Origin of the sequence: Pirellula sp. SH-Sr6A, assembly GCF_001610875.1 — a bacterium.
Classification (GTDB): Bacteria; Planctomycetota; Planctomycetia; order Pirellulales; family Pirellulaceae; genus JBKCUI01.
On sequence record NZ_CP011272.1, the window covers coordinates 5469884 to 5486122 of the forward strand.

Below are 16239 nucleotides of genomic sequence, written 5' to 3' on the forward strand. Positions count from 1 at the left end.
TGTAGTTTTTCTACGGCCTAGGGATTTTTTCCGGGGCGGTTACGAAGTCAAGCCCCCTCGGCTACAACATGGTCCTTCTCGAGATGGCGAGTTGGAAAGAATTTTTGTGATAGGAAGGGATCTTGGAGCGATGCAAACCGGTGAACGGCTAACCGACCGTAAGCGAGTCGATATCCTCTCCGCCGCCGTATCCTGTTTCTCTGAAATGGGTTTCGACAACACCAGTATGGATTTGATCGCGCAGCAGGCCGGAGTTTCGAAGCGAACGGTTTACAACCATTTTCCCAGTAAAGATCGCCTCTTCGAGGCGATTGTGTCGCAACTCAAAGACCATGCCGCTCGCGCGGTCCCTCTTTGCTACCGGTCGGACGAAACGCTGGAACGGCAACTGGAGCCCTTTTGCCTCGGCGTGATCGAATTCCACTGTCATCCGGATTCGCGGGTTCTCGGAAGAATCCTCATTTCCCGGTTTATCCGTAATCCACAGCTCGGGCATGAAATGTTTGGCAATACAAAAATCTTCGAAAATCTCCTCGTCCAATGGATCCAATCGGCCCAAAAGGACAAGCGTATTTTGGAAGGCGATGCGAACTTTGCTTCCAAACAACTACTGATGCTCGTAGAAGGATTCTGTGTTTGGCCCCAGCTCATCCTCAATGCAACAAACCCGTCCAAGCCGCAAAAGAAGAAAATCGCGAACGCCGCTGTCAAGATGTTTCTTCAGACCTACCGCGCACCATCCCGATAGCAACCGCTCAAGCTAGAGTGGAGTCGTTGACTTCACGTTACACGCGTGTTCCCTCAAGCCTTCCTATGCCCCAAGCCCCAGTCTTTTAGAACCCATGCGTACGATCCCAATCCCCACGGGGGATGTTTCTGAGCCGCCCGATAACTCCGCCAAGCAATTTGCTGAGGAACGGCGATTTCTCCAAGGTCCCAGCAGCCGGCGCGCCGAGCTGTTTCGATCGTTGAAGATCTTTCGAGAGATCATTCGCGGTTTTCGCTATCTCCACTTCGTAGGTCCCTGCGTGACCGTCTTTGGCTCCGCTCGATTCCCGGAGAACCATCGCTTCTACACGCAGGCACGGGAGATTGGAGCCGAATTGGCGCGAGCTGGCTTCACGGTCATGACCGGAGGCGGGCCGGGAATCATGGAAGCAGCCAATCGCGGAGCTAAAGATGTGCAAGGCCGAAGTGTGGGATGCAATATCGTTCTCCCTCACGAACAAAACCCGAACCCCTACCTCGATCTCTTTGTCGAATTCGATTACTTCTTCGTTCGCAAACTGATGTTGGCGAAATACTCCTACGCGTTCGTCGCCTGTCCAGGTGGGTTTGGTACGCTCGATGAACTCTTTGAAATCGCCACGTTGGTGCAAACCACAAAAGTCAAAGCCTTTCCCATCATTCTCGCAGGCGTCGAGTACTGGACTCCGATGCTGGATTTCCTGAGACAGACGATGCTCGCCAATGGAACGATCGATGCAGCGGATATTGACCGATTTATCATTACCGACTCAGCCCAAGAGATCGCAGAACGCATCAGCCATTCCGCTCGGACTACGTTCGGTCTGCAACACGGAGTTCCGCGGCCTCGCTGGTGGCTGGGCGAAACCGACCCGATTGCTTACGCACGCAAATTGAAACCGATCGCTGTACCGAAGTCCTGATGGGATTTGTTATGCTAGGAGCGAGGCGCCAAACTGTTCCTTGCATCGGCTCACAACCTGCTGGATTACTTCATCGGCTTGGGAACTGGTCAGCGTTTCCGTCGCGCTCTGCAGCTGGAGGCTAAACAGAATCCGCTTCTTCCCTTCGCCATCTTTCTTCGTGTCGCGATAAACCTCTTGGAACGCAATTCCGACACATAAGGGGCCTGCTGCATGTCGAACGGCTTGTTCCAGTTCGAGCCATCGCAAAGGCTCGTCGACGATCAGATTCAAGTCTCGGTCGACGGCAGGGAACGGAACGATCCCCTGCAACCGAGGAACTTCCCGCGCCCGAGTCAAAAGCCGATCCAGGTTTAGCTCGCCCACTCCTACCGCCGCGTCGAGCTTCATTCCGTCCGCAATCGATCGCGATACGATTCCTGCCCAGGCGAGCGCATGTCCGTCGAGTGTCCACTGCACCCCCGATTCAGCTTGGAGGAACGGCCACGAAACCACTTCCTTTTGAATCTGCTTTTCGAACAGATCCCAACCGCAGACGCGCCCGATCACCTCCTCAAAGAGACCGACCACCTCCCGTAAATCAACTCCACCGAGTACACCCAAATGGAATTGTTCCTTGGGCAGGCCCGCGGTCACTGGCAAGTAAACGTTAGAGGTTTCGAAAAGGTGCACGTCCTTGTTCGACTGCTGTTGGTTGTGGAGTCTCGAACCGATCAAACTAGGAACCAGCGATCGGCGAAGTTGGCTGGCGCCCTCCAACAATGGCACGACCGTAGCCAGCGGAGCAATCTCCGTCCAAGGCGAAATCGAGGAGGCGGGCGATTTGGATATCAAGCTCGGAGTCATCGCCTCGGAAAAACCAAACCCGCAGCAAACGTTGCGAACGGTCTGCATCATCGTGTCCTTGGGCCTCCGAGCGCTGGCCACCATCGGTACTACCGCATCCTCCGGAATCTTGTCGTAGCCGTAGATGCGGGCGACCTCTTCGATCAAATCGATTTCGCGGGTCAGATCCATTCGGTAGGAAGGAGGCAATACTGCGGCTGTTCCCGAAGACTCGCTTTGGACGACCGAACACCCCAATCGCTTGAGAATGTCCACCGACGTTGTCCACGGTACTTCAATCCCTAAAACCTTCGCGATGCGCTCTTCTCGCAGAGTTATCTCGGGAACCGAGCGCCCCGGGCGACCCGTGTCGACCGAGCCCAATTGAAGCGTTCCCCCTGCAAGTTTCAGAATGAGCTCGCAGCAACGCTTCGAAGCCCATTCGAGTTGCTCTGCGTCGACGCGTCGCTCGTATCGATGGGAGGCGGGCGAGTGAAGCTTGAGTTTGCGAGCCGTTCGCCGAATAGCCATCGGAACGAAATCGGCTGCTTCGAGCAAAACATCTACGGTTTGTTCGGTGACTTCGCTATCGACGCCACCCATCACCCCCCCCAGGGCGACCGGTCGTTCGCTATCGGCGATGACGACCATATCCTGGTCGAGGGAATAGGTTTTGTGATCGATTGCCACAAAGGTCTCTTTGGGCTCTGCTCTGCGAACGATGATATGGCCGCCCCGAATCTGTGCGAAGTCGAAGGCGTGCAGAGGCTGGCCGCATTCAAACATCACGTAGTTGGTCGCGTCGACAACGTTGTTGATCGATTTGACACCGATGGCGCGCAGTCGCTTTTGCAACCATTCAGGACTAGGACCAACATTCACTCCGCGTATCAATCGACCGATGTAGCGTGGACATCCCTCGGGGAATTGGTTGGTAATACGCAATTGTTCCGAGACCGCGGAGCCACTCTCCGAGGGGTTGGGTTGGGGGATCCGGAGCGTTTGCGACAGGAGCACGGCGGCTTCCCTGGCGATTCCAATGTGCCCGAGACAGTCACCGCGATTGCTCGTTACCTCTAAGTCGATCACTGGAACACCTTCGATCAACTCGGTGCTCTCGTGATTCAATCCGGTCAATGCCCATCGCGTCGCCATCTCATCATGATCCACGGTGAGATCGACGTAGTCCGACAACCATTCCCAAGATACCAGCATGGCGAATTCACTTCTCTCAAAAAGACGATCTACGACGCGAACTGACGAAGGAAACGGACGTCGCTTCGATATAAATCGCGAATGTCGGTAATGCCGAAACGTCGCATGCAGAGACGTTCCACTCCCAGTCCAAAGGCAAAACCTGAGTACTGCTCGGGATCGATATTCAAATGAGCGAATACATTCGGATCGACCATCCCTGCTCCCCCGAATTCGATCCATTGCCCGTTCCACCAATAATCCACTTCTACGCTGGGCTCGGTGAAGGGAAAGAACGAGGGTCGGAACCGCACATTGACATCACTACCGAGATAGCTAGTCGCAAAGAGCCTCAGTACGCTTTTGAGCTGCGCCATGGTCACATGCTTATCGACCCACAACCCTTCCATTTGATGGAACATGGGGAAGTGGGTAGCGTCGGGCGCATCCGGACGGTAAACCCGGCCCAACGAAATGATTCGCAATGGAAGCGGTTGGCTTTCCATAACACGGATCTGCACGGTGCTCGTCTGGCTTCGAAGCAGCATCGCATCGTGGTCAGAAGCGGCTTGTTTGTTGGCGGTCGCTAGATAGAAATTGTCGAGCGGATCGCGAGCGGGGTGATCTTCTGGGATATTAAGCGCGACGAAGTTGTGCCATGTGTCTTCAATTTCGGGACCTTCTGTAACCGAAAATCCCAGTCGCCCCATAATCTCCTTGAGATGCTCAATCGTCTGAGTGATGGGGTGCAATTGCCCCAACCGAGGCCGTAGTCCTGGTAGGGTGGGGTCCAATTTGGGGCCAGAAGGGTGAGTGCTGGCGTTTCCACCTAGCCCTGTTGCAGCGGCATCCAGTGCCGCTTGGATCGTGTCGCGAACCTCATTGAATCGCTTCCCTGCGGCTGGTTTGTCGGGAACTTCTACAGAAGCCAATAGCTTTTGGACGCTTTTGAGAGCGCCGTTCTTTGCCCCGACGAATTTCACGCGCAGAGCTTCTAACGTCTCCGTGCTGTCAACGGATGCAAGACTTCGCGTGGCATCCTCGACCAATTCATCCAGGGCTGCCAAGAAACGACTCAACGACATAACTCGCTCCAATTTGGAGATCGCCGAAGACTATGAAAAACGAGGGTCAGAAAAGTGCTGACCCAAAAAACAAACGGCCCTACCAGGGGGCCGTTTCGTGAATCTCCATCAGCGCTGGAATGCCGACTCGCGAGCGACAGGAATATCGACATTCCTGTTCGCAGAACGGCAGTCCGCTCAGATAAACTGCTAGCTGATGCCGAGAGCGCTCTTAGCGGCCGCTACGACCACAGCAAAACCTGCTGGATCGTGGATCGCCATATCGGAGAGAATCTTTCGATCCAGCTCAATATTCGCCTTGTTCAGACCGTCGATCAGCTGACTATATCGCAGATCGTGCATCCGAGCCGCCGCATTCAATCGAATGATCCAAAGTCGGCGGAAATCACGGCGCTTGCGGCGGCGATCCCGGTACGCAAACTTGCCAGCTCGGTAGAGCGTTTCCTTTGCAGTACGATACAGCCTGCGGCGACCGCCGACGTACCCTTCTGCTCGCTGGAATAAACGACGCTTCGCCTGCCTACGGGCAGAACCTTTTCTTGTTCTCATTTTTATGCAACTCGGTTGCTAAAGTGCCTCAGGTCAACGCAAACGTCTGAGCAATTCTCAGCTTCGGCGGCCCGTCGCGACGGTCTGCGTTCGTTCAATACCCAAACACCAGGATGGAAATAGGGCCTTGGATTTACAGAATTTCAAGGAAACTCGAAGGAAATGCTGCGACGCGGTAACGTGCCCACGCCGGTGCGATACTAGTAGCTGTATCCGCGGAGCGCTTCCTGAATCGCCTTCTCGAACTGAGGCTCGAGAACCTTCGTCCCTCGCAATTGTCGGATTTTCTTGGCCGATTTGCTGATGGCCAAGTGGCTGGTTCCAGCCTTGCGGTGCTTTGCCTTACCATTGGCGGAAAGGCGGAATCGCTTGCGTGTGGACTTGTGTGTTTTTTGTTTTGTCATGATTGAGTGGTCCTTCGGATTTTCGAGGGCCCAGAGTTTAACGAGGGTCTAAAAATCGTCCAAGGGTAAAGGGATGCCAAAAATCGCGATTTCAACAAGTTTTCCGGAAGATTCCCTTGGACGGTCAGAAGGGCGGTCGGATTTTTCGCCAGGTTTATCCATGTTGCTTTGAGGGTGACCATCTCCTACTATGCACTACAAGATGAGGGCACAAATCCTACCCGTCCTCTCTAAACTACCTACCATGGACTCCCCGGGGCGAAGAAGAATGCGCAAGCAAGCGGATTGGAAGGCACGGATTTTTGCAAGGGCGACGATCGCTGGGTTGCTGGTCAGCGGGACTTGTTTTTCGGTCCCCGCGATATCCGTCGCGGAAGAATTGCCGAGAGTCGCCGCCGTGGAGGAACCGCCAGCGAACACGGCCATGATCGTTCGCATGGTAAAGGGATTGGTCGAGAACGAGCATATCTCCCACCCCCAATTCAATGACGAAATGTCGATTCGCGGTTTCGACTTGTTCCTCCGCAATGTCGATCCGCTCAAGATGTATTTCATCCAACCCGACATCGACGAGTTCTTGGTCTATCGCGACAAACTGGACGATTTGATCCGGGTCAACAATGTCGCATTTGCATACAAAGTCTACAAACGCTATCTGACTCGCCTCGATGAGATGATGCCTTACATCCACGAGCAGATCGATGCAGATCACGACTTCAACGTCGACGAAACGATTCTTGCCGATGCCAAAGAGATTCCTTGGGCGGCCAACGAAGCCGAACTGAAGGATCGTATTCGAAAAACAATCAAGCTGAACATCTTGTCCCTCAAAGCGGACGACAAGACGCTGGAGCAAGCTCGTGAGACGCTGCACAAACGCTATCGCACGCTGTACTTGGCCAAGTCGCAGACCGACGTCGATGAATTGTTGGAAATCTATCTGACCTCCCTCACCAATGCCTTGGATCCGCACACCACCTACATGTCGCCGCGCGAACAAGAGGACTTCGGGGTTCACTTGAAGCTCGAATTCACGGGCATCGGTGCAACCCTTCGTCCCGACGATGGACAGACGGTTGTCGAAAACATTGTTACGGGTGGGGCTGCGGACCGGGATGGACGGCTCAAGGTAGGGGATCATATCGTCGGCGTTTCGCAGGACGAGAGCTCGCCAGTTGTCGAAACATCGGACATGAAACTGCAAGACGTCGTCTCGCTGATTCGTGGCCCGAAAGGAACGCGCGTCCGCCTCCACGTGAAACCCGGCGGGACCGGCGCAACGCAAATTTATGAGATCACTCGCGACTTGATCAAACTCGAAGACGAGGCAGCGCGCGGCGAAATCATCGAACACGGTATGCGTCCCGATGGAGGGAAGTATCGGATCGGCTACATCAACCTCCCGAGCTTCTACCTCGATATGGATGCAGCTCGCCGAAATGTTCGGAACTATCGAAGCACGCGCCGCGACCTGACCAACATCATCAACGACTTCAAACAAAAAGGGATCGATGCCATCGTTCTCGATTTGAGCAAGAATGGTGGCGGATCTCTCCAAGAAGCCATCGCCGTGACCGGCCTGTTCATCGAACGGGGACCTGTTGTCCAAGTGAAGTCCCCTGGTGGCGATGTCGAATCGCTCGATGACACCGATAGCAGCATGATCTGGACGGGACCCCTCGTGGTAAAGATCAGCCAGATGAGTGCGAGCGCTAGCGAGATCTTTGCAGGAGCAATCCAGGACTACGATCGAGGATTGATCGTCGGTGATCCCAAGACGCATGGTAAAGGAACGGTTCAGACCCTCCGCGACCTCGCTCAAGAGTGGAGTATCGGTGGATCCAAATCCTACGGCGGCTTAAAACTGACTATCCAACAGTTTTATCTCCCCAACGGAAAATCAACCCAACTCGATGGGGTTGCGTCCGATGTGGTTCTCCCCTCGATCACCGCCAAGCTCGACATTTCCGAATCGGACTTGGACTATCCGCTCCCGGCGGACAAAGTCGCCGCCAAGGTTCATAAGCACTACAAAATGACCGACCCGGCGATGAAGGTGGCGTTGCAAAATGCAGCCAACGATCGAGTCGCGAAGAACCCCGAGTTCGAAAAGCTTTTGGCTCGAATCGATTCCTACGTCCGCCAAAAAGAAGAAAAGACCATTTCCTTGAAAGAGTCGGATTACATGGCTCGACGCAAAGAACTGAACTCCGAAAAGGTGGAAGAGGAGCAGATCATTGCGAAGGAAGAGAAAGGGAAGATCTTCTATAAGAACTTCTATAACGAAGAAGTTCTGAACGTCACCCAAGATTATGTCGAAGCACTCCGTCGCAACAACAAAATCGTAGCGAAGTAGATCGTAGCGAAGTAGATCGTCGGGGCCATTCCCCCGGCGGTCATGCACTACGGTTTGGGGGCGCGACAGTGGCGACCTTTTGGCATGGATACAGTGCCAGTGGTTTACAACCCGAGAGAGCCTATGAGCGACGCTGCTCCGAAAACTTCAGTATCTAAGAAAACTCCCCTCTCGATCTGGATCGGGATGGGAGTTTTGCTTTTGGTGCCAGTCGCGAGATGGTCGCTCGAGGAAATCGATCATCAATATGCCAATATTGCAACCGCATTGTTGATCGCAGTGGGCGTGCTCGCTCTCACGATAGGAATCCTGAGGCGACTACCGTGGGTCGCAACAATCGTCTACTTGGTGACGGTGATTTTGGCCATCGCATTGTTTTCCCGTTACTTCGAGTTTCGAGGCTTTACCGGAGAGCTCGTCCCAACGTTCCGATGGCGTGCGCAGTCGATCCCGTCTGACCGGGAAGGCCTCGGACAGACGGGTCATGATGAAGCGGTCGAGCGTCTGAAGCCTTGGACGACGCACGCTCGATTCACCCAGTTTCTCGGTAATGATCGCAGCGGTAAAATCCAGTCACCTTCGATCGATTTGGATTGGCACGCGAAAGGGCCTACTCCTTTGTGGCGAGTCCAGGTGGCGGATGGCTGGTCGGGTATCACCGTTGCCGACGGGATGGTGTGGACCCTGCTTCAGGACCCAGCCGAGGAAGCCGTCGTTTGCTACGAGCTCGCAACAGGGCGGGAAAAGTGGCGAACCCGGTTTCCTGGACGGCATACGGAACCTATGGGTGGGACAGGTCCTCGCTCTACACCGACTTGGCAAGACGGTAAGCTTTGGATCCAAACCGCCGTTGGCATCGCGGCTTGCCTAGATGCGTCGCAGGGAACCATCGAGTGGCAAAAAGACTTGCTTCGAGAGGGGTTTGCCAGTCAATCTGAGTCGGAGCAATCCATCAAATGGGGACGCAGTGGTTCTCCGCTACTGGTGCAGTCTTCGGGGCAACTTTTGGTTATTTACCCGTTGGGTGGAAAGCCTGACACCGATCAGTCGGGTTCGCTCATCGCAATGGATGCCAGTTCGGGTGAAGTGAAGTGGAAAGGGGGAGCTGCTCAAATCGCATACGGTTCTCCCATGTTGATGAAACTCGCAGGGGTCGAACAGATCGTCGCGATTCACGAAGGCATCGTGGCTGGGCACTCCGTGGAGACGGGCGACGTTCTCTGGAGTTCACCCTGGGAGAGCCATTCCAATGCGGACGCCTGTTCGTCGTCGCCTGTCGATTGCTCATCGGATCGCATCCTGCTCGGAAAAGGCTACGCTGCAGGATCGAAATTGATTCGCATTGGCAAGTCGCAAACCGATGGCCCTGCTTCTTGGTCGGCCGAAGACGTTTGGGCGAATCATCGGATTTTGAAAACCAAATTGACCAATGCCATTTATCACTCCGACCGCTTGTACGGTTTGAGCGATGGCATACTCGAGTGCGTCGAACCAGAAACGGGCAAGAGAATTTGGCGAGGAGGTCGATATGGGCAAGGCCAGTTGCTGATGGTGAATAACAGGCTGATGGTGACTTCGGAGGATGGGCGGTTGATCCTCGTAGAACCCGATCAAGGCAAGGAATTGCATGCGATCGATGTGCTCGATGGAGTTACATGGAATTATCCGGCGGTCGCAGGTCCCTTTATTCTCATGCGCAATGGCTCTGAAATGGTTTGTTTCTTCTCTCCCTCGGAGGAGGGGATCCAATCGAAATCGGTGCCGCCATGAGTTCGACGCCACCGAATGCCAGGTCGGGACTGAGATCGGAGACGTCGTATGTGCTGGGTATCGATCCCGGGCTCGCAGTGACGGGTTATGGGGTCATCCTATGGACACCCGGTCGTCCAAAATTGATTGAGGCAGGTGTGATTCGTGTCTCACGAAATCAATCCATGTCCAAGCGGCTACTGGAGCTGCACTGCGGAATATCGGAGGTGATCGAGAGCTATCCAATCGTTGCGGTTGCGATCGAGCAGCTCTATTCGCATTACGCGCGGCCTCGGACGGCGATCCTCATGGGGCACGCTCGCGGAGTACTGACTCTCGCGGCAGCCCAGAAGGGTATTTCGGTCCATTCTTACGAACCGACCAAGGTCAAGAAGCTTTTGACGGGCAACGGCCGCGCCCCCAAAGATCAGATGCAGCGCGCGGTTCAGATGCAATTCCAATTGAAAGCTCCTCCGGATCCCCCTGACGTGGCAGATGCTCTCGCCATCGCTCTGTGCCATTACTATGCTCAAGGCCCCATGGCAGAGATCATCACCAAGAGCAGGAAAACCAAGTGATCACGAAAATAACTGGCCAGCTGTTGAGCCTTTCTAACGACACCGCGACCCTTCACATTCCGCCATTCGAATACGAAGTCTCGATTCCCGAGTACACCCGCAGGCATTTGCAGGCCGACTTGGGGAAATCGATTTCCCTCCACACCTTGCATTACATCGATGGAAACGCAGCACAGGGGTCGCGTCTCACCCCGAAATTGGTCGGGTTTTTGACCACGATTGAACGCGACTTCTTTGAGCTCTTTTGTTCGGTCGATGGAGTTGGGGCAAAGAAAGCGCTTCGTGCCATGGTCCGTCCGGTGCAAGACACGGCGATCATGATTGAGCAGCAAGACGCCAAAGGGCTTTCCACTTTGCCCGGAATCGGAGCGGCGACGGCCGAGAAGATCATTGCGACCCTTCGTCGCAAAATGCCTCGCTTTGCACTTTTGGTCCGCCGAGAAATGCCCAACGCAGAGGTGCAAAAGCCCGGGGTTGTCGATGAAACGTTTGCCGCGTTGCTGGTGTTGGGACACGGTGAAGCCGATGCCCGTCGATTGATCGAACAAGCTCTCGCGACCGGTCAGAAATTCAAAGACACCGAGACCATGATACAAGCCATCTACCAACGCCAAGCAAACTCTCAGAAGTGACCATTCTCGGCGGGTAGGTCCTCGGCACTAACATTTCTTTTGCAATGAATACTATTCGTCGGTGTCGGCGATTAGTTCGCTCGGCTCGGAAGTGCTCGTTTGCGCGATGACCGGACGGATCGATTGAGCTGGATCTACTCGAACGATCTGGCCATCGAACATTTCGACAAATTGCTGAACGATGGGATTGGTCATCGCTTTGCGAATCAATTGGGATTGAGGAACACTCGGTCGGAACTCCTCGACAACGGGTGCCGGCGCTTTGCTCTCAACATGCGGGGCGACCTCATCGGTGAGAGTGAATTCAAGAACTGCTTCGACGCGGAATTGGTCAGCAAGAGAGCTTGTGAGCTTTCTGGAATTGTCCGCAGTTTGGAAATAATCGATCGCAAATCGACCTTCCTTGGCAACGAAAGCTCTCCATTTTCCTTTGTCAGCGACCTGGACACGGGTGATCATGTTGACGCATTCCACAATCAATCCACCGATCGATTGCGCTGCGGCTCGCAGTTGATGCAGGGGAGTGTCCGCGACGTTCGTATCGGAAGGATTTTTAGGAGTCGGTTCCCCCTCCTTCGACACGGACAGGGCTGCGGTTTGGTCGTTCGCTTGTGTCGCGGTCGTCGGCGAAGTCGCAGCGGCGGTCAGTGCGGCGGGTTTCTCGGTCCCGGGCGATGGTTCGTTTCTCGAAGGGAGCGTGGCTCCCGTTACGGTCTCATCTTTTTTTTTTGCTTCGGTCGATTCCGATGCTGCAGCGGAGGCAGGTTTTTGTTGCGAGGAACCTGTGCTTGGAACAACTGGCTGCGCTGGAGTTGCAGGCTTCGACGATCCTGCAGGAGGCGTTGGTAGTGCCGTCGTGGTATGAACGGGCGGCCGGGGGGGAGGGAGGGATTGCCCCGACGCCAGGGCCTTAACCAAGTCTGTGAGGGCCTGCAGATCTTGAAGCTGACAAATTTGGACGATGGCGATTTCGACGAGTACACGGCTCTGGACGCTGTGCCTCATCTTGACGATTGTTTCATCCAAAATCTGAATCGCAGCCATCAGCGAGGCGACGCCCCATTGTTGTCCCCAGGTTCGCAATGGCTCGAGACTGGATGGATTCGCGGTTTTGATAAGGTCGCTACCGCACCCGACCGTCACGACCATCATGTCCCGCAGATAACCAAGAAGTTGTTCGGCGAGCTGACCGACGTCGACTCCTTCTCCTGCTGCGACGTTCAATTCGTCGAGGGCTCCGGCCGCATCGCGTTGAATCATTTTGGATGCGAACGAAGCCAGTCTCGTTTCGTCGGCTGTTCCAAGCATCGCATGCACATCGGATACGGTGATCCGATTACCGCTAAAGCTGAGCAGTTGTTCCAGTAGGGACTGGCTGTCACGCATGGAGCCTGCAGCGCGGCGAGCGATGATCTGCAGTGCGGCTTCGTCTGCTTCGGTACCCTCGTTTTCGCAAATGTATTGAAGCCGCCCCAAAATCTGATCGGTATGAACGGGGGGGAAATCAAAACGTTGGCACCGGGACAATACCGTGATCGGCATCTTTTCTGGGTCCGTGGTGCAGAAGATGAACTTCACATGTCCAGGCGGTTCCTCCAGCGTCTTCAACAATGCGTTGAACGCCTGGGTTGTCAGCATGTGGACTTCGTCGATGATGTAGATCTTGTACGGAGATCGGCTGGGACGAACTGCAGCGTTGGCGCGGAGCTGTCGAATTTCATCGATCCCACGATTGCTCGCGCCATCGATCTCGATGACATCCATATCCTCACCCGAGTCGATCGCTTGGGCGATGTCGGATTGAGGGTCAAATTCTCCGTCAGCGCTCGCGGAAGCATTCAACGCCTTCGCGAAAATGCGGGCGGTACTGGTTTTTCCAACCCCCCTCGCCCCGGTAAAGAGATACGCATGTCCGACCCGGTTCGTATGGATGGCATTGAGCAGCGCCTGGGCTACCGTCGACTGCCCTACCAATTCGGAGAAGGTTTTCGGCCGGTACCTACGTGCGACGACCGTGTATTTCTGATTTCCGGTCGTAGCATCCAAGGGAGTTTCCATGTCTTACAATGTCCAGCGGGTAGTCGATCGCTTCCGGGGTTGAGTATACTCCGGTTACTCTGACGACAACAGCCATTCCCTCCGCTGCACTGAGGCCAGCTTGCTATGCACTCTCTATGTCTTACGACTCCATCTCGATCGCAGGCACTCAGTTGGACTTGCATTGTCTGGCTGGTCGCCCTGGGGTGGATTTCTTCCCCCGTCGCAGCGCAATCAACGGCACCTGCGGGGCTCTATTCACGCGAGAATTTGATAGCGTGGTGTATCGTTCCCTTCGACAGCAAAAAGCGAACACCTGCCGAGCGAGCCGAGATGCTGCAGGACCTGGGGATTCGAAAGTTCGCGTACGATTACCGGGCGGAGCACATACCTACTTTCGAAGAGGAAATCTCGCAAACACGAAAACACGGGATCGAAATCAGCGCTTGGTGGTTTCCCACCCAGCTCAACGATGAAGCCAAACACATTCTTTCGGTCATCTCCAAGAACAAGATTCATCCACAGCTGTGGGTGATGGGAGGAGGTGGCGCGAAGATGTCTGCGGAACAAGAAGCATCCTTTATCGAGTCCGAAAAGAAAAGGCTTCGGCCGATTGCGGACGCGGCTGCCGAGATTGGCTGCAAAGTGGGACTCTACAATCATGGTGGTTGGTTTGGGAAGCCAGAAAATATGGTGAAACTGCTTCGTGCCATCGATCGCCCGAACGTTGGGATCGTTTACAACCTGCATCATGCTCACGATGAACTCGATCGGCTTCCAGAAGTCCTCGAGCTTCTTGCTCCTCATTTGCTGGTACTCAATGTCAATGGCATGCAAACGGCCGGTGATCAAGTTGGAAAGAAGATTCTGGTCATAGGTGAAGGGGATCGCGATGTGGAGGTCTTCAAGGCTATCCAAAATTCAAAGTACCGCGGTCCTATCGGGATTCTCAATCACACGGACAACGACGCTCGCACTCAGCTCCAAGCGAATTTGGCGGGGCTCACAAAACTGACTTCGAAGCTGGCATCGGGGGAATCGAGCTCGAGCCTGGAACCGATGTGCATCTCGCTCGCTCAGGGAGAATCGCCCGAGCCCATCACCGCCGATGCCTTGTCGTGGCTCGCAGGGAGTTGGCGAGGCAAAGGACTCGGGGGAGAGTGTGTCGAGACCTGGAGCGAGCCGATCGCAGGCTCTCTAGTTGGGAGCTTTCTCTTCGCCGAGAATGGCAAACCCGTGTTCAGCGAGGTCTTCACGATTTCGCCATCAGGCCGTTCTGTCACCTTGAAGCTGAAGCACTTCGGAGCCGACATGGTCGGTTGGGAGGAAAAGGACAAGTATGTGGAGTTTCCATTTGTGAAGCGAATCGGCAATCGCTTTCACTTTGACGGCCTTACCTATATCCAGGTCTCCCCAACCCAAATGCAGGCAATCGTTCGCATGAAGCAAAAGGATGGAGCGTCGAAGGAATTGATGTTCGAATTCGAGCGTTCTAAGTGAGGAAAAGCCACCTCTAGGGCTCTTGGGTATTTGGAGAAATTCGAGAGAGTTTGTCGGTTATTCGGGTTCCCCTCAGGCTCGCCTCGTCTTCGGGTCGATGGACTTTTTAGATGCATCGATCCGAACCTATAGCCTCCGAATTCAAATTAGCTATGACGAAGCCAAGCATTTCCGCTTTCAACCGCCGAAACTGGATACTGGGTTGCATTGCCATGGGGGTAACCCAAGGGCGTGTGGTCTTCGCATCGGACGATAGCTCTGGCGTCGGAAATCGATTTCGTGTCCGTACCGTGATCAAGACGCACGGCGAAGTAAGACTGAAAAGTCAGATCGCAGATGCTACCAGCCGCAATGGGAAACCTTCCTCGGCCAAGACGGTTCCGATGCAGGCCACTACAAACCTCGACTACGAGGAAGATGTCTTGCTCAGCACTCCCCTCTCCGAAAGCAAAGCGTATCTACGAGTTGCCCAAGCGGAATCGGAAGTGCAAGTGGATCGGCACATCACGAAAACCAAACTGCGCGATACCTGCCTCGATATTGTTCGCCTCTGCAATGACCAAGGACTCTCGACTGCCTGTCTAGACAATCCACTTTTCGCGGCCGAGCGTGACTTGCTGGAACCCCCGATCAATTCGATGTTCCTCGACAAGATCACCACCAAGACGAAGGTGAAGATCAGTGACAAATGGCAGATGGACGAAGAGGCTGCCTGTCGACTTCTCGGACTCGATGCCATTCTCGAAGGTGAGATCACCGTCTGCTTGGTCGATGCAAACGACTCCACCGCTCAACTCGACCTCAAGGGAACTGTCTCGGGTTCGATCCGGCAAGTTGGTACGACGATCGTCTTGGACGCCAAAGCACAAGTCGACCGAAAGACCCATTCCGTCACGTGGTTCGCGGCCAACCTCGAAGAAACGCGCGACATCGGGGAGTACGAGCCTGGCTTCAAGGTTCTGGCTCAAGTTCAAATCCGCCGCGCTTCGATCGAGGAGCTCTCCAACAGCGAGTCTCTCGCGTCGATCGAATCCCGTATTCCGACGAAAGAGAACGCGGATCTCCTGCAATTCCAATCCGACTTGGGATATTACCGATTCCTCGCCAATCGAAAATGGACGACTTATCGAGATAATGGCGAAGAAGCAACGTTTCGTTACGTTATCGATAACCAACGCGTTGCGCAGTGCAATGTCACCAACATGGTGGACTTCGAGCCTGGTAAACAATTGAGCATGGAAGGCTTCGTAAGCGATGTGAAGAAGTCGCTCGAAGGCATGATGTCCGAGTTGCTGGAGTCTACGGAAAGTCTGACCTCCTCGAAGCTCCGAGCCATCAAGGTAACCTCGCGAGGAACGGTTCAGGGCGTGGACATCGTTTGGATCCACTACCACTTATCCAACGACAATGGCCGTCGTGCCGTCTTAGTCTTCATGCTCAATGCCGAGCAGATGGAAACATTTGCATCGGAAGACGCTCAGGTTGTGAGCACCTTTGAGCTGATCGACTGGCCGAAGAAGATCGATCGCAAAGCGTTGGAGGTTGCGACCGCCGAGAACGCAGAGTCATCCACTCGTTAATCTTCCAATACGCGAACACGCCTCCATACTTGGGTAGCCAATCCGTCGAGCGAGTCTCCAGGACCGCTCGACTCTCTAAA

General features: G+C 54.5%; 13 protein-coding genes. 8 read left to right on the forward strand and 5 right to left on the reverse strand.

Annotation, left to right across the window (positions count from 1 at the left end):
- Nucleotides 1-130: 130 nt before the first annotated feature.
- Both VN12_RS21280 and VN12_RS21285 read left to right on the forward strand, forming a co-directional pair.
- Nucleotides 131-748: a TetR/AcrR family transcriptional regulator gene (locus VN12_RS21280; protein WP_168164548.1), complete on the forward strand. Its 618-nt coding sequence runs from the start codon at nucleotides 131-133 to the stop codon at nucleotides 746-748.
- 94 nt (nucleotides 749-842) lie between these two features.
- Nucleotides 843-1670, forward strand: coding sequence for a TIGR00730 family Rossman fold protein (locus VN12_RS21285; protein WP_146678687.1), 828 nt, complete (start codon nucleotides 843-845; stop codon nucleotides 1668-1670).
- 9 nt (nucleotides 1671-1679) lie between these two features.
- Here the strand turns inward: VN12_RS21285 and pheT are convergent, their stop codons facing one another.
- The 4 genes from pheT to rpmI all read right to left on the reverse strand — a co-directional run bounded on the left by pheT (nucleotide 1680) and on the right by rpmI (nucleotide 5727).
- A complete protein-coding gene (gene pheT / locus VN12_RS21290; RefSeq protein ID WP_146678688.1) occupies nucleotides 1680-3710 on the reverse strand; it encodes a phenylalanine--tRNA ligase subunit beta in 2031 nt (676 codons plus the stop codon).
- A gap of 29 nt (nucleotides 3711-3739) precedes the next feature.
- Entirely contained in the window at nucleotides 3740-4774 is a 1035-nt protein-coding gene (pheS, locus tag VN12_RS21295) for a phenylalanine--tRNA ligase subunit alpha (RefSeq protein ID WP_146678689.1), read from the reverse strand.
- 189 nt (nucleotides 4775-4963) lie between these two features.
- Nucleotides 4964-5323, reverse strand: a complete 360-nt coding sequence (rplT, locus tag VN12_RS21300) for a 50S ribosomal protein L20 (RefSeq protein ID WP_146678690.1) — start codon at nucleotides 5321-5323, stop codon at nucleotides 4964-4966.
- A 200-nt stretch (nucleotides 5324-5523) separates the two neighbouring features.
- A complete protein-coding gene (gene rpmI, locus VN12_RS21305; RefSeq protein WP_409994262.1) occupies nucleotides 5524-5727 on the reverse strand; it encodes a 50S ribosomal protein L35 in 204 nt (67 codons plus the stop codon).
- Between the two features lie 268 nt (nucleotides 5728-5995).
- On the opposite strand from rpmI, the gene VN12_RS21310 reads away from it, so the two are divergent.
- The 4 genes from VN12_RS21310 to ruvA all read left to right on the forward strand — a co-directional run bounded on the left by VN12_RS21310 (nucleotide 5996) and on the right by ruvA (nucleotide 11042).
- Nucleotides 5996-8083, forward strand: a complete 2088-nt coding sequence (locus VN12_RS21310) for a carboxy terminal-processing peptidase (protein WP_168164549.1) — start codon at nucleotides 5996-5998, stop codon at nucleotides 8081-8083.
- Nucleotides 8084-8269: 186 nt separating this feature from the next.
- On the forward strand, nucleotides 8270-9853 hold the full coding sequence (locus tag VN12_RS21315) for a PQQ-binding-like beta-propeller repeat protein (protein WP_168164550.1): 1584 nt from the start codon (nucleotides 8270-8272) through the stop codon (nucleotides 9851-9853).
- A complete protein-coding gene (gene ruvC / locus VN12_RS21320; protein ID WP_240491220.1) occupies nucleotides 9850-10410 on the forward strand; it encodes a crossover junction endodeoxyribonuclease RuvC in 561 nt (186 codons plus the stop codon). The genes VN12_RS21315 and ruvC overlap by 4 nt, the downstream gene beginning before the upstream one ends.
- Nucleotides 10407-11042 (forward strand): Holliday junction branch migration protein RuvA, encoded by a 636-nt coding sequence (ruvA, locus tag VN12_RS21325; RefSeq protein WP_146678694.1) that lies wholly within the window; start codon nucleotides 10407-10409, stop codon nucleotides 11040-11042. The genes ruvC and ruvA overlap by 4 nt, the downstream gene beginning before the upstream one ends.
- A 51-nt stretch (nucleotides 11043-11093) precedes the next feature.
- Here the strand turns inward: ruvA and dnaX are convergent, their stop codons facing one another.
- A complete protein-coding gene (dnaX, locus tag VN12_RS21330; protein WP_146678695.1) occupies nucleotides 11094-13100 on the reverse strand; it encodes a DNA polymerase III subunit gamma/tau in 2007 nt (668 codons plus the stop codon).
- A 105-nt stretch (nucleotides 13101-13205) separates the two neighbouring features.
- Here dnaX and VN12_RS21335 point away from each other — a divergent pair, with 105 nt between their 5' ends.
- Together VN12_RS21335 and VN12_RS21340 are read left to right on the forward strand one after the other, a co-directional pair.
- Nucleotides 13206-14579 (forward strand): DUF6265 family protein, encoded by a 1374-nt coding sequence (locus VN12_RS21335; protein ID WP_146678696.1) that lies wholly within the window; start codon nucleotides 13206-13208, stop codon nucleotides 14577-14579.
- Nucleotides 14580-14731: 152 nt separating this feature from the next.
- Nucleotides 14732-16159 (forward strand): hypothetical protein, encoded by a 1428-nt coding sequence (locus tag VN12_RS21340; protein ID WP_146678697.1) that lies wholly within the window; start codon nucleotides 14732-14734, stop codon nucleotides 16157-16159.
- Nucleotides 16160-16239: the final 80 nt, after the last annotated feature.